This is a genomic window from Amycolatopsis sp. TRM77291 (assembly GCF_054166285.1).
In genome coordinates, this window is sequence record NZ_JBSZHF010000001.1 from 8,192,843 (window position 1) to 8,207,502 (window position 14,660).

The window sequence follows — 14,660 nt, forward strand, 5'->3', positions numbered from 1 at the left end:
ACTTGGTCGGAAGGCATGGTCATGGATCCCGGTCTCGCGCCCGTTCTGATGTTGATCGCCGTCACGGCGACGTTGTTCCTGCTGGGCGTCTTCGGCGTCCAGCGGTTCAAGCCCTGGCCTGTCGCGGTGCGCGGCGGCGTCGCGGCACTGTTCGTCACCACCGGTCTCGCGCATTTCATCGGCATGCGCGAGGAACTCATCGCGATGGTGCCGCCCGCGCTGCCAGCGCCCGGGCTACTGGTGACCGTCACCGGTGTCCTCGAACTCGCGGGCGCCGCGGGCGTGCTGTGGTCGCGGACGGCGCCGTGGGCGTCCGCCGGGCTGACGCTGTTGTTGCTGGGGATGTTCCCGGCGAACGTGTACAAGGCGCTGCACGGGCCGGTGACTTCGACGATGGACGAACTGGTGCCGCGGAGCCTGATGCAGGTGGTCTTCCTCGCCGCGACGGTGTCACTGGTGGTGTATTACGCGCGTACTCCGGACAGACCCTTTGCCCAAAGGAGACCTTAAGTCTTTCCCAAGTTCTGGCCCCGCTCCCGGAAACGGCACTACCCTCTGAGAATGAAGATCTCATTGTGGATCGGATTCTGTGGGCTGTGCATCCTCGCCGGGCACATGCTTCTCGGTGCGGTCGGTGTCGTACTGCTGATGAGCTGTCTCCCGGCGGGGCGCGAACACGAATCCGGTGACAGAAAAGGGAAAACGTCCGCGCGGCTGGCCTGACCTCAGCCCAGCGCGCTCACGAAGGCGAGCGCGCCGAGGACCGGAACGGCGATCGTCGTGAGCACCATCGTCCGGCGGCTCGGTTTAGGAATCTCCAGTAATGCCCGGATACCGGCCGGAACCAACGCGACACAAAGTCCGGCGGTGCCGATGATCGACACGAATTCGGTACCTTTCAGAACACCGAGCGGCAGAAGTCCCATCGTCGCCATCCCGATCGACCCGGCGACGCCAAGCACTTTCGCCCGATAAGCGGCGAAAGCGAGCACGTACCAGCCGAACATGATCGTGAACGACAGAAAACTGAACAGATGCAGGTCCTGATACGACTCGCTGACCACGCTCTCGGCGAACCCGGCGCCGTGGCGTTCGGCGAGTCCCAGTGCCGCCTGGTCGATCCCCGCGTGGAAGGTCCGCTCGAAGAGTCCAAAGAGGACGAACAGGCCGCCCCAGGCGGCCAGCGCGGGTTTCGTGCGGCCGATCCTCGTGGCGAGCGCGACGATCGCGGGCCACAGCAGGACGTTGCCAGCCAGGAAACACGTGTACGCGGCTGTCATCAGCGCGGGCTGCTCGCTCATCGCCCTGAGCTGGCTCGGGAAGAAGAAGTCGAAGGGTGACCGGAGCAGCGTTCCGGTGAGCAACAGGACCGGGCCGAGGACCATCGAGACCGCGGCGACGCGGCGGCCGGGGAAGACGTAGTCGGTTTCCATACCTCGTGAGCCTGCCGCGCGTGGCGGTGGCGCGGATCGGATCACGGTCCGGTCTTCGGGCTCAGACCGTGGGTGGATTCCCGCCGGGCGGCTTTTTGCGATGGGCCGTGTGGTTCTTGGCTGGTGGATCGCTGTGGCCGCGGGGTATCTGGGGGAATCGCTGTCGGGTGGGTAGGTTGTTGCCGTTTCTTGGCGACTGGGGGTGCACGGTGTCTGGAGAGCTTGCCGTGGTGTGGGTGGGTTGTTGCCGGTTTTCGGCTACGTGACGGGGTACGGCGACGCGCGGTGTCTGTAGCCCGCCGTCGCGTAGTCGTGCTGTTGCCGTTTTTCGGCAAGGCCGGGAGACTGCGGTTCGGCACCTGGCCAACGATCAGCCCCGCCGCTTTCCAACGGTACGGCGGTAACCCTACGACTCGTCCTCATGGCGTCGCCGTTTTCCGGCACCGCCGCCTAGAACGGTGGCGGTTCGTCGGCGAGCGGTGTCCTTGGGCGGGGTAGGTGAAGCGGCGGGGGTGAGCTGTCGTAGCTCTGTCCGGTGGGGGTGGTGATGGTGAGGGTGCCGTCGGCGGCGACGTGGTAGGTCCAGCCGGGTTCGTCTTTGAGGCGGTGGTCTCGTCGGCAGAGGTCGATCAGTTCGTCGGCGTTGGTGTGGCCACCGTGTTGCCAGGGCACTGAATGGTCGATGTCGCAGGCCTGGGCTGGACGGTGACAGCCGGGTCTTCGGCATTCGCGGTCCCGGACCCGGACAAACTCGCCGAGGCCCGCGCTGGGGCGGTAGCGGTCCCGGCCGAGGTCGAGGACCTGGCCGGAGAGCGGGTCCGTGATGATGCGGCGCAGCACGGTGTTCGGGCCGGTGGCGATGTGCCGGGCCAGCGCCGCGGGGACAGTGCCGTGTCCGGCCATCTCTGCCGGGTGGTTGTTGAGGCCGAGATAGGTGAACAGGTCCATGTACAGGAACACTTCGGTGCGTTCGCCGGTGCCGCCTTGGCCGCCGAGCAGGAGGTCCAGCGCGACGTCGGCGCGTAGCTGCTCCAGAGTGCGAGTCTCCTCCCCTGTCTTGAGCGCCCGTGCTTCCCGATCGATGCGCCGATAGGCGGCGGTGACTTTCTCGACCGGACCGTCTTCGACCTCGATGGACGCCACTCCCGTTTCGCCTTGCCTCAAGGTCAGGCGACGGCCTTCGCGATGCCGTTCGGCCCGTGCTTCGGCGCCCTCCCGGTCGACGGTGGTCGCCGCGTGGTTCGCCGCTTTCCGGATCTGGTCAGGGTTCCTGCCCGGTAACCGCTCCTCCAGGAGCGCATCGACGGTGCGGGCGTCCTCGTCCGACAGCCACGCGGTGGCCGCGGCGACCTTCATCGCGCCGAAACCGCTCACTTCGCCCTGGTCCATCAGGGATAGCGTGCGAGGCAGACGAGTGGTCAGCGCGTCGGCCGCGGCGACCATCGCACCGGCATGACTGTCCACAAGCGACAGCGCGAAGGCGACCTCCTGCGTGACGCTCCGCGCTCCCTCGCGATGCCGGTTCAGCTGCGCCAGTGCCCGGAACCGGACCGCTTCCAGCCGTGCGATCCCGGCCGACGCCGCCTGCGCGACAGCGACGGAATCCTTGTCGTCCAACGAAATGACGGAAGCGTTCACCGCTGCCAGCACCTCGGGGCCGGTGAGGTTTTCGAGTAGCGCCACAGGCGCGGAATGTGTGTCCACCCCACGACCATACGACCGGCCACCGACAGTTTCCGGCCTCACGACACGGGGTGGGATCGCCGATTTTCGGTAATGAGGATTCGGTGGAGAACTGCCGGGAACGTGGTTGACGCCGGTCTTATTGATCACCTTATGTCTGAAGTGGCTGGACGAGATGATCGTGAAGGTCCGCGATGGCCACGCCGTGCGCGATAAGCCGCCCACATCGCCTTGGGTGCCGTCCTGGACGTGCCGATCGTGTCCTGCAACATGAACACCACTGCCCGGTGCCCGGCCAAGGACCGGACACCGAAACAGCGGCGTTCCCCGCTCAGTTCGTATCGAGTTCGACAGCGATATCCCCGACAGGCAAAGGAAAGTCGCCGATCTTCGTCGCCGCGCCGGTCAGCAGATCGACCGAATGGAACGTCGACGGCCCGGCGGCCGGGTTGAGTACGGCGAACGCGCTCACCGAGGTCGTCTTGCCATTGGTCAGGTCGCTGTAGATGTCGAAACCCGCGATCGGCCCGGTGTCGACGCCGAGCGCGCCGGTCGGGCTGAGGAACCCGGCGTTGGCTGGCGCCTGAACGAGCACCTGGTCGGTCACCGTGCCGATGTCGAACAGCGTGGTCGCGGTGTCGGGATTGAGGTCGTTGTTGGTGTAGGCGGCGGCCGTGACGCCTCTGGTCGGCCCGCCCGCCGGCGGTGTGGTGAGAATGGTGTCCTCGACCGTGACGTGGTCGGCGAGGTTGTGCCGCAGGTTCTGGCCGTAGTCACTGATCACCCGCAGCCGGTCGGCGGCCGGGTTGAAGTCGACGCCGAAGTTCGTGCCGTACAACGGAACGCTCAGTTGTGAGACCTTCGTGACGACGACGTCGGGGGCCGCGGGCGGGAACTTGATCGTGTAGATACAGCCTTTCTCGCCAACGCCGTACAGCAAACCGTTCTGTACCCGGAAATCGATCCCGATCAGCCGCGTCTCCCCGCAGGTGAGTCCCTGTACGAGCCGCACCCAGTCGAGGACCTGGGGCTGGGCGGTCCAGTAGGTGGCCATCAGCTTGCCGTCCGACGAGATCGCGAACGCCCGCAGCCCGGCAGGCTGCGCCGAGGCGGCGGTCGCGGTCCCGACGACCAGCATCGCTGTGACGGCCACCGCGGTCATGACCTTCTTGAGTCGTGCCCTCATCCGTACTCCCCTCAGCGGAAACTGTGCGAGCACAAGCTATTCGGCGGCACTGGACGGGCATTGGACGTCGGTTGGATCCGGCGTCCGGCGGCTTGCGGGCGCGAAGGACCGGCGGAACAGTGGAACGATGAGAGTCAAGAATGTCCTTGCCTGCTCGATGATCCTTTGCTCCGGTTTCACGATCACCGCGCCCGCTGAAGCAACTCCGGAATGCGCTTCCGGCGTCAAGGTCATCAAGCCGGTGGTGCTCGAAGACCCGGGCAGATGGACCTACACGTTCGACCTTTCGTGGTGCGCGGACGGCGGGACGATCCGCTGGGCCGAGCCGGCGGTGACGGCGCGGGTGCACAGTCCGGCCTGTCGCTGGGCCGGCCGGATCGAGGAGTCGGTGACGAAAACACCGGACAGCGAGGCGTGGAGCGCGTTCGACATGAGCGAGTTCTCCTGCCAGGACGGCGCGGGCAAGGAACACGGCGTCAACCCGTGGGTCGTCGTCGACTTCCACCCGACGGGCGCGTATGACACCAGCAGCGACATCGCGGCTTAAGCCCGCAGGATCGCTTCGATCGTGGCCGCGGCCCGATCCCGCAACGCGCGATAGCCCGCCCGCTCGGCGAGTGCGAGCGCCCGGCGGGCCTGTCCGAGGTCACCGGTCGCGGTGGCGAGCCCGATGAGCGCGTCGATCTCGGGGTACCGGTCGCCGCTCTCCCGCAGCAGGGCCAGCGCCTGCCGGTACCGGCGGACGGCGTCCTGCCGGTGCCCCACGCGCTGATGCACGCTCGCGAGCGCGACGAGCGCCTCGCCCTCACCCCGCGGCTCACCGGTCGCCCGTGCGAGCCGCAGTCCTTCGCGCGCGTGGTCGAGCGCGTCGGTGAGACGGCCGAGATCGCAGTACACCGAGGCGAGCCTGCCGAGGGTTTCCGCTTCCCCGGCACGGTTCCCGGCCTCTCGGTGCAGCGCGAGGGCCTTGGCGAGCAGGCCGGCCGCCTCGCTGACCCGGCCGCGGGCATGCTGCGCCTGCCCGAGGTTGGACAGGTTGATCGCCTCCCCGTAGCGCGAGCCGATCCCGCGATACCGGCGCAGCGCCCGGACGTAGTGCCCGGCCGCCCCGGCAAGATCCCCCATCTCCCAGTGGACGAGCCCCAGATTCCCGAGCGCGACGGCTTCCCCGGCGTGGCTTCCGGCGCGTCTGCTCAGCTCCAGACCCCGGGAGAACCGCACCGCGGCGGCCGGGAGCCGTCCCGACTGCCAATAGACGCAACCGAGGTTTCCCAGCACCGCGGCCTGCGCCTCCACCCATCCGGCCCGTCGGGCGAGCACGAGCGCGCCGGTGTGGTGCCGGACGGCCTCCCGGTACCGGCCTTGGCGGAAACCCAGGTCCGCCAAGCTGAACCGGGCGGACACGCGGGCGCGGAGATCGCCGTCCTCTTCGGCGGCCGACAGCGCGGCCCCGGCGGCCGCCCGCCACTCCACCTGGCGCGACGACATCCAGAAATAGCCGCGTAACGCGTCGGCCAGCAGCCAGGCCACCGGACGCGGCCCAGCCAGCGCCGCGTCCTCGACGACGGCGACGAGGTTGCCCAGTTCGGTCTCCAGCCACTCCGCCGCGTTCTCCTTGGCCGCGGCGGGAACCGGCCCGTCCGGCACCGAAAGCGGCATGCGGAACATGTGCGGGTAAACGATTTTCGCCGCTTGGTCGGCTCCCCGCAGATACCACTCGTGCAGTCGGCGCCGGGCGGATCCGGTCTCCGCCGGGGATTCCCGCAGGCGATCGGTGGCGTAGCGGCGAAGCAGGTCGTGGAAGTGGTAGCGGCCGGGCGCGTGCTGTTCGACGAGATGCGCGCTCGCGAGCGTGTCCAGCATCGGGCCCGCCCGCTCCGCGCCGGTCAGGATCTCGACCGCCTCGACGCCGATGTCGTTGCCCGGCACCAGGCTCAGCAGCCGGAACAGCCGACGCGTTTCGGCGGGCAGCGCCGCGTAGGACAGGTCGAAGGCGGTCCGGACGGCGATCTGCTCGTCGCCCGGCACGGTCAGCGCGGCGAGCAGATTGCCCTTGCGCAGCTCGATGACGTAGTCCTCGACGCCACCCTCGGCGAGGTTGGCCGCGGCGATCCTCAGCGCCAGCGGCAGGTACGCGCACAGCCCGGCCACCTCGGCGGCCGCTTCGTGCTCGGCCCGGACCCATTCGGGGCCGAGCACCCGCGCGAGCAGGTCCAGCGCCTCACCGGGTTCGAGCATGCCCAGCGTGAGCCGCCGGGCGCCGTGGAGGGCGACCAGCCCGGCCATCCGGTCCCTGGCGGTGACCAGCACCAGGCATCCCGGCCCGGCGGGCAGCAGCGGCCGGACCTGATCGACGTCGACGGCGTTGTCCAGCACCACCAACGCTTTCCGGTCGGTCATCAGTGTCCGGTACAGCGCGGACGCGGTCTCCGTGTCCGCGGGCAGTCGTTCGGCGGGGACGTCCAGCGCGGCCAGGAACCGGGAGAGCACTTCGAGCGCCGTCGAGGGCGCGCCGGCGGAATGGCCGCGCAGGTTCGCGTAGAACTGCCCGTCGGGAAACCGGTCCTTCACGCGGTGGCCCCAGTGCACGGCGAGCGCCGTCTTCCCGGCCCCAGCCGGCCCGGTGACGGCCACGAGCGCCACCGCGCCGCCGGTGCTTCCGGCGCGGGGCACCAGTTGGTCCAAAATGGACAGTTCGGCCGCCCGGCCGGTGAATCCGGACGGTTCGGCGGGCAGCTGCCGCGGGACGCGTGCGGTGGAAAGCGGCGCCGGGAGCGGTTCCCCGTCTTCGAGGAGCGCGACGTGCGCCGCGGCAAGTTCCGGACCGGGTTCGACGCCCAGCTCCTCGATGAGCCGCTCGCGAACCTCCTGGTAGAGCCGGAAAGCCGTCGCCCGCTGACCCGCGCCGTGATACGCGCGGATCAACCGGGCCTGGGCGGGCTCGTCGAGCGGTTGATCCGCGGCGGCTTCGGCCAGTTCGGCGAGCACCTCGCCGGCGGCGCCGATCGCGAGCATCGCGTCGCCGTAGCGGGCGAGCAGCGCACGACGTTCCGCCTGCAACGCTAAGACCTTCGGATGCGTTGCGAGTGAAGGGATATCGGCCAGCGGTCTGCCCCGCCACCAGCGCAGGGCCTCGCCGAACAGTGCCACGGCACGGCCGGTCTCGCCGTCGCGCAGGGCGTCGTTCGCCTCGGCGACGAGCCCGCGGACGTGGGGCAGGTCGATCTCGACGGCGTCCCAGCGCACCGCGTAGCCACCGCCGGCATGCGGCAGGATCTCACTCCCGGACCGCGCCGGACGGCCGGGTTCCAGCAGCCGCCGCAGGTGTTTGACGTGCGTCTGGAGGACGTTCACCGCGCTGCGCGGCGGCCGTCCGCCCCACAGCGCGTCGACCAGTTCCTGCTTGGACATCGCCTCGCCGCCGGCGAGCACCAGCAACCCCAGGACGGCACGGCGACCCGGTGGGCCCAAATCGATTTCCGTCCCGCCCAGCCATACGCGCAGCGAGCCCAGCACCTGGATCCGCACAGCCACCGGCAGGAACGTAGCGAGCGGTCCCGCGCCGCACAAGGAAGAACGGCGGAAAGAACCCCGCTGCGCCCGGCTTTGGGGCCGCTCAGGCTAATGCCCGGCGGGCAGGAGGTCGTGACCGTTCCAGGTGAACCGCGCCGTGGTGACCGCGTCGTCGCCGTCGCCGCCGGTGATGAGCTGGTGGATCCCGACGCCGCCGAGTTCGGCGTAGGTGCACCATTCGTGGTCCGACGTCAGCATCAGGTCGAGGTCGAGTTCGGACAGCAGGCCGAACACCTGCCCCCGGTTGGTCGTGTCGACGCCGACGAACACCTCGTCGAGCAGGATCACCCTCGGCGCCTCGGGCGCGGCCTGGTAGTGCGCGGCGACGGCGGCGAACAGCGGCAGATGCAGCGCGATCGCCTTCTCCCCGCCGGAAAGCGCGCCGTGCAGTTTCTTGGTCAGCAACTGCCAGCCCGCCCCGTTCGCGCGGTCCACCTTGACCACGAACCGGTGCCAGGACGTGTAGTCGAAGACCTGCGCGAGCTGCTGTTCCCAGCTGGTCGCCGTGTCGTCCGCCTTCGCCTGCTCGACCCGCTCACGGAAGAACTTGTGCAGGGACACACGATCTTCGGCGGTCAGCTGGTCCGGATCCTTCAGCAGCAGATCCCGCGCGGTCTTGGTGCCCGGCGGTAGATCCGGCGAGACCTGCCACACCAGCCGGACGGCCACCCTCGACGCGGTCCGCACGCGTTCCAGCCGCGCGTTCATCCCGTCGACGAGGTCGTTGGCCTGCCGGATGCGGGCCGCGAGATGGCGGCGGGTGTCGCCGGTCAGCGTCTTGTCGAACAGGTCGCTTTCCCGGTCGGTGATCTCGTGCCTGCTCTGTTCCGCCTCCGCGTAAAGGATCTTCAGCAGTTCGGCCGCGCCGACCCGCAGCCCGTCGACGACGGCGGTGAAGATCTGGACGTCCTCGTCGGTCTCCAGATCGAGTTCCGCCCGCGAACTGAGCGTGTTCCGGCAGGTGTGCACGGCTTCGGAGAGCCGGTGCAGCGCCTCGCCGAGGTTGCTCGGCGCGTGCGGCACCGACGGCCACGCCGCGGCGACCAGCCGGGCCGTTTCGAGCGCCGAGCGCACCCCTTCGGAGGCGGACAGGGTGGCCTGGAACTTCGGCAGGTCCTCGATCCCGCCGTCGGCGGGGAAGACGCCGGTCGCGAGCTTCCGGAACCGGAGCGCCGCCGCGTCCTGCTTCTTGGCGGCGTCCTCGCGGACCCGGGCGTCGGTCGTGCGGCGGACGCCGAGCGCGCCCAGCGACACCGCGAGCTCCTTGGCGTCGGCGTTCGCGGCACGGAGTTCGCCCGAGAGTTCCCGCAGTTTCGTGCGCAGCCCGTCGATTTCCGCGAGCACCTCGCGCTGGCCGCTGCCCGCGGTGCCTTCGATCGCTTCGAGCATCGCCGTGAGCTTGACGCGTTCGGCCTCCGCCTCGGCAGCCTCGTCCTCACGCCGGGCCGCGTTCGTCTCCGACCGGTTCGCCTGTTCGGCGCACAGCTCGGCCCGCTGGTTCGCGGTGAGCAGGTTCCCGTGCTCGTACAACCAGTTCTCACCCTGGTCGGAGTAGGTGCGCAGGGCCGTGGCGAGCGCGGCCAGCGGCGCGCGTTCGGTCGGCAGCCCGCTCTCCGAAGCCTGGGCGGTCAGCTCGTGCAGCGCGGTCTTGGCCTCGATCTCCAGCGCGGAGACAGCGGACTCCAGATGCCGGACGGCGGCGTCGGCGGCGGTCAGCTCGGCCTCGGCCGCGGTCAGTTCTCCTGTCGCGGCAAGGAGATCTTCGTGGCTGGGGCGGGCGGCGCGTTCGATCTTGGTCAGCTCGCGCCTGCCGCGCAGTGCGGCCAGCTCACCCTCCAGCTCGGCGATGGTCTTCTCGCGGAGAGAGATCTTGTCCCGCAGTCCGGCGATCCGGCGTTCCCGCGCGCGAAGGCGGGCGGACGCGCCGATGTACGCCGGAGCGTCCTTCGTCCAGCTGCCCGACAGGCCGCCCATCCGCCAGCCGCCGTCGGCGCCGATCGCGGCGGGTCCGGCGGGGAGCGTGTCGTCGAAGGCGATCACTTCCAGGATGCGGCGGATCTTCGCCGGGGAAAGCTCCGCGTCGAGTTCCGGCACGAGGACGTCGGCGAGGGAACGGCCGGTGGCCACCGGCAGCGTCCCGGTTTCGGCGAGCACGTCGTGTCCGTCGACGACGCCGTGGGAGTTCACCCAGGCGTCCAGCAGACCGGCGCCTTCGAGCGCGGCCTCGATCCCCGCCTGGGCGCTTTCCGGGACGGAGCCCGCGAAATCGACCAGCCGCCACAGCGGCGCGCCGCTCATTTCGGTGCGGTCCGTCGTGCGGGTGCGCGGCGGCTCGGGCGCGAGGACGTCCTCCGTTTCGAGCACGCCGGCCTCGACGAGCAGTTCGTCGTGCTCGGCGCGCGCGGCGGCCAGCGCGGCACCGGTCGCCGCCTCCTGCCGGATGATGTCCTCGAGCACGGTCTCGGCGACGACGCCGAGCCTGCCCAGCAGCGCGACCTCCGCCTCGGCGTCCCGGACGACCGCCTCGACGTCGGGGAACCGCAGCTCGCGGCAGCCGATCGCCCATTCGGCGAGCCGGGTGCGCAGATCGCTCAGCGCGAGTTCCCGCGTCGCCGTCGTGAGGTCCACTCGTTCCTGCGCGGCCGAGAAATCCGACCGCGCGCGGTCGAGATCCGCCTCGGCTTGATGACGCCGGCCGACCGCGCGTTCATGCTTGTCCAGTGCCCGGCCGAGCGTCTCGACCTGGTCGCGCTTACCGCGCACGGCGGCCTGCAGCAACGGACGGAGGCGGGCCGGTTCGTTCAGCCCGGCGACGAGTTCGTCGTGCACCCCGGCCAGGTTCGCGCGGGTCGCGGCGGCACGGACCTCGGTCTCCAGCGAACGCACGAGGTCGGCCTGTCGTTTCGCGACCTGCTTCGCCGCCCGCGAGCGCTCCTCGTCGGCGTCCGCCTCGGCACGGAACCGATCCGCGTCCGTACGCAGCGCCTCGGCCTTTTCGCGCGTGGACAAGGCCCGCTGCCGCAGCTTGTCGAGCTCCTGGCCCTTGCGGTACGACTCGGATTCGGTCAGCCCGGACAGGCGGGCTTCGGTCTCCTCGACGTCCTTTTCGAGCTTCGCCGCCAGTTCCTCGGCGGCTTCCTTCTTCGCGGCGACCTCGTCGTACTCCTCGGCCGAACGGCGGGCGGCCGCAGCGAGTTCGTCGAGTTCGGTGGTCGCGGTGATGAGGTTCGCGGCGCCCGCCCGCAGCACACGCTGGGCGTAGGTCTTCTGCCGCGCGGCGAGCGCGCGGGTCGCGTCGACCTCGGTCTCCAGCGAGCCCAGCCGTTCGCGTTGCGCGTCGAGCCGCTCGAAACCCTCGGCGAGATCCGCGATCTCCTGCTGCCCCAGCGGCGGAAGCGCGCGGGACAGCAGATTGGACAGCAGGCTCGGGTCGAGCCGCTGCGAGAGTTTGGGCATCCGCAGCTGGAGCAGCGCGGTGATCAGCGCGTCGTAGCGCTGTTCGCTCAAGGTGGGGAACAGTTTCGCGCGGATCGCCGCACGGTACTCGGCCGCGCCGTCGTGCACGGTCCCGTGCTCGCCGAGGGCTTCCTCCAGCGCGTTCTTGGTCAGCGGCTGGCCGGCCTCGTTGACCAGCGGCAAGCCGTCGCCCACGCGCAGATCGGTGGTGAAGAAGTCGGCGTGCACCGTGCTGGTGTGCGTGCTGGCCTGCAGCCGCGCGCCGCAGGTGAACCACTTCTCGCCGGCCATGCCGAATTCGAGCCAGACGTACCCGACGCGCGTGGCGCCGGAAGCGCCTTCGCCCATCAGGTTCCAGTGCATGCTGCGTTCACTGGTGCCGAAGGTCGACAGCCGGTTCGCGCGCAGGCTCGCGTCGAACAGGAACGGCAGCAGCAGCTCCAGCGCCTTCGACTTCCCGCTCCCGTTGGGGCCGCGCAGCAGCAGGCGCCCGTCGTGGAACTCGAAGATCTCGTCGTAGTAGCGCCAGATGTTGAGAATGCCCGCACGGGAGGGGATCCACCTCGTCACGGTCACGGCGCCTCCTCGGTGCGGTCGGTGTACCTCGCGGCGGCCGGGAGCGGCCGGACGAGTTCGGCTTCGACGCGGATCAGGCCGAAGCCGGTCAGCACGGCGAGCGCGTCGACGGTCAGCCGCCGCACACCGTCCCTGCCCCGGTACGTCTTGGCCCAGCGCGGGAAGCGTTTCAGCAGTTTGGCGGTGGCCTTCTGCAGGTAATCGGTGGTCCGCGGTTCATCCAGCGCGTCGAGTAGCAGGAGCGCGGCGACCTTCGCGTTGCTGCCGTCGTCCGGGAACCGCTCGTCGGTGGCCAGCCCGTCGACGTCGACGAGCAGCACGCCCTCCGCGCGTTCTTCGAGGACGAAACCGCCCTGCTCCGCGGCTCGCCGCAGCAGCTGGCGCCCGGTCGGCGTGCCGAGGTACGCGCGCTCTTCCGCGGTCAGTTCGGCGAAGTACAGCACCGGGTCGTCGACGAGACGGCGGAAGACCGTGTGCCGCAGCCACAGGTTCCGCTGGACGTCCGACGCGCTCGGCGTGTCCTCGTGGCGGCCCGACGAGAGGCCGTAGCGCTGCTCGTGCGACACCGCCTCCAGCAGTTCCTCGAACCGCAGCGCGACGTCGTCGGCGGGCACGGCCAGCTGGGACGGACCGACCGGCGCGGCGAGCAGCCGCAGCAACAGGGTCGCGTCCACCCGGAAGAGCACCTTCGCCGCCGGATCGTCCACAAAGGACTCCGGGTCGCCGTCGGCGGCTTCGAGGACGCCGTAGGACTCCAGGAGCTTGAGGACGTCCACGAACGCGAGACGCTCCGCCCTGGTGGCGACGTCGAAGGTGGTGACGAGGTCGTCGGCGGCGCTCGCCTGCGCGACGCGGCCGGCGAGCAGGCCGATGGTGGTCACCGGCACGGTCAGCAGTTCGGCGGCCACCACGCACAGCAGGACGTAGCGACGGCGGTCGAACGCGGCACGCCCGGACCGCAGCCGCCGCGCCGGGCGCGTGGGATCGGTGGCCGCGCGGACCTTGACCAGCCGCGCGTAGCCGAGCCGTGGCTCGACGGTGAGCGTCCAGCCGCAGTAGTAGTCGAACCACTGCCGGATGGGCTCGCGGCGGCGGCGGATGAGGTCGAAGGTCTCGGGGGCGCCGCGTTCGCCGATCAGCGGGGTGGCCAGCAGGGCCCGGATCCCGCGCGCGACCTCTTCGCGCTCCGCGATGACCAGTTGGTTGGTGAGGCTCACGCACCGCCTCCGGCCGTACTGATCTCGATTTCGAAGTCGGGGCCCCGGAAGACACCGCTCGTGGTGGTCAGGCGGGCGACCGCGCCGTTCCGCGGCGGCCGCAGGACGATCTCGATCTGGCCGTCCGACGTCGTGCTCCGCCGGGTGCCGTCCGCGCCGACGGCGCTGCCCAGCGCTTGCCCCATGAGGTCGAGCAGCCGCTCGAAAACGCTGTGGTCGAGCTTCTCGAACGCCGAAAGCCGCACAACACCGCCGGTGTCGAGCATGTTCCACGCCGCTTCGAGCTCGGCGCGTTCCTGCAGGGCCTTTTCCGCTCTCGCGGCTCTGAGCGCGCTGACGTCGCGGATCCGGCCGGTCCTGGTGAACCGCTCGGTGCGGCCCGCGGAGCGAAGCAGTTCCGACACCTCGACCGGCGGCGCGTCGAGCCACGACGCCGTCGTGCTGACCACTTCCGGGTCCGCGTGGGCGAGGTGCGCGTGCCGCGCGGAACTCAGCCCGAACATCGTGGACCACAGGCGATGCAGGTCCTCCTGCGCGGGGACGACGGTGAACCACCGTGCCAGCTCGCGGAAATCGGCGACCGCGCTGCTCGCGCGCCGCCGTGATTCGGTGATCCGGTCCAGGACCTGGAGAAGCGTGATGATCGCGCGGCGCGCGAGGCGATGAAGGTCCTCGACCCGCGGCGTCGCCCCGTCTTCGGGCAGGAACCACGCGCGAAGGGCGTCCCAGCGCGCCTTGCGGACGTCGATCCAGCGCTGATCAGGCGTGCGAAGGGTCGCTCCGTTGAGCGCCCGCCGGTGCACCCGCTCGACGCCGTGGTCGTCGATCTCCTTGATCCGGGTGGCGATCGTATGCGTGTGATGTTCCAGGTCGTTCAGGAACTCCTGCAGATACGTGACCGTCGCCGCCTTGACCTCGTGGAACGTCGCGAGGTCGGCTTCGGCGTGCAGGAGGCGCTGGAGGTCGCCGTTGAAGCGCTTGGTGTTGTCGCGGAACGCTTCGAGGTGGCTCTCGACTTCGGTGAGCGTGCTGAACACGCGCCGGTCCGTGCCGTCTTCGAGCTGCTTCACGAGCTCGCCGAGCCGCTCACCCAGCGCTTCGAGCGTCGCCGTCTGGAGCGCCCCGGACGCGTTGAGCACCTCGTTCGCGCGGACAATCCCCGCGTACGCCGCTTCGCCCTGCCGGCTCAGCGAGTACTGGAGATTGCGGCGCTCGTACTCCGACGCCGTCCGGTAGTCGCCCGCGTGACTCTGGACGACGTCGAGGTGGCCCTGGGCCTTGAGCTGGTCCAGCGCTTTGACGAGGTCTTCGTCCGCCAGCGTCTCCAGCCAGCCGACCTCGCGCAGTCTCGTGCGGACGTCGTCGATCCCGAGCGCCGTCTCCAGCCGCTCGTTCGCCTCGCCGAAGGCGTGCAGGATCGCCAGGGGGAGCCCGGATCTGCTGCCGTCGGTGAAACGGAACATCTCGGGCGGAACACGGATCGGATCCATGCGTCCTCCGGCGGCTGGTGCGTGGAGCTACACGTTAGGGGGTCAC

10 protein-coding genes are annotated in these 14,660 nt (G+C 70.0%); 3 read left to right on the forward strand and 7 right to left on the reverse strand.

All coding sequences use genetic code 11. From position 1 onward, the window contains the following. The first annotated feature begins 15 nt into the window (after positions 1 to 15). A complete protein-coding gene (locus ACXIZN_RS38460; RefSeq protein ID WP_126730698.1) occupies positions 16 to 510 on the forward strand; it encodes a DoxX family protein in 495 nt (164 codons plus the stop codon). 51 nt (positions 511 to 561) lie between these two features. Further along, a complete protein-coding gene (locus ACXIZN_RS38465; RefSeq protein WP_257484144.1) occupies positions 562 to 723 on the forward strand; it encodes a hypothetical protein in 162 nt (53 codons plus the stop codon). Between the two features lie 2 nt (positions 724 to 725). Here the strand turns inward: ACXIZN_RS38465 and ACXIZN_RS38470 are convergent, their stop codons facing one another. The 3 genes from ACXIZN_RS38470 to ACXIZN_RS38480 form a co-directional block, all read right to left on the reverse strand. After that, positions 726 to 1,433 (reverse strand): hypothetical protein, encoded by a 708-nt coding sequence (locus ACXIZN_RS38470; RefSeq protein WP_457959708.1) that lies wholly within the window; start codon positions 1,431 to 1,433, stop codon positions 726 to 728. Positions 1,434 to 1,883: 450 nt separating this feature from the next. Further along, the gene (locus ACXIZN_RS38475; RefSeq protein WP_457960705.1) at positions 1,884 to 3,116 is read right to left on the reverse strand and encodes a DUF222 domain-containing protein; all 1,233 of its coding nucleotides are present in this window, start codon (positions 3,114 to 3,116) and stop codon (positions 1,884 to 1,886) included. A 331-nt stretch (positions 3,117 to 3,447) separates the two neighbouring features. Next, a complete protein-coding gene (locus ACXIZN_RS38480; RefSeq protein ID WP_457959709.1) occupies positions 3,448 to 4,302 on the reverse strand; it encodes a DUF4394 domain-containing protein in 855 nt (284 codons plus the stop codon). Positions 4,303 to 4,429: 127 nt separating this feature from the next. Between ACXIZN_RS38480 and ACXIZN_RS38485 the strand changes: the two genes are divergently transcribed. Next, a complete protein-coding gene (locus tag ACXIZN_RS38485; RefSeq protein WP_457959710.1) occupies positions 4,430 to 4,849 on the forward strand; it encodes a hypothetical protein in 420 nt (139 codons plus the stop codon). On the opposite strand, the gene ACXIZN_RS38490 is transcribed toward ACXIZN_RS38485, so the two are convergent. The 4 genes from ACXIZN_RS38490 to ACXIZN_RS38505 form a co-directional block, all read right to left on the reverse strand. Further along, complete coding sequence (locus ACXIZN_RS38490) at positions 4,846 to 7,836, reverse strand: AfsR/SARP family transcriptional regulator (RefSeq protein WP_457959711.1); 2,991 nt, start codon at positions 7,834 to 7,836, stop codon at positions 4,846 to 4,848. The genes ACXIZN_RS38485 and ACXIZN_RS38490 overlap by 4 nt on opposite strands. 87 nt (positions 7,837 to 7,923) lie before the next feature. Then, positions 7,924 to 11,907 carry a TIGR02680 family protein gene (locus ACXIZN_RS38495; protein WP_457959712.1) on the reverse strand — a complete coding sequence of 1,328 codons (3,984 nt, stop codon included), beginning with the start codon at positions 11,905 to 11,907 and terminating at the stop codon, positions 7,924 to 7,926. Beyond that, on the reverse strand, positions 11,904 to 13,124 hold the full coding sequence (locus tag ACXIZN_RS38500) for a TIGR02678 family protein (protein WP_457959713.1): 1,221 nt from the start codon (positions 13,122 to 13,124) through the stop codon (positions 11,904 to 11,906). Before ACXIZN_RS38500 ends, ACXIZN_RS38495 begins: the two co-directional genes overlap by 4 nt. Continuing rightward, entirely contained in the window at positions 13,121 to 14,614 is a 1,494-nt protein-coding gene (locus ACXIZN_RS38505; RefSeq protein WP_457959714.1) for a TIGR02677 family protein, read from the reverse strand. Before ACXIZN_RS38505 ends, ACXIZN_RS38500 begins: the two co-directional genes overlap by 4 nt. Positions 14,615 to 14,660: the final 46 nt, after the last annotated feature.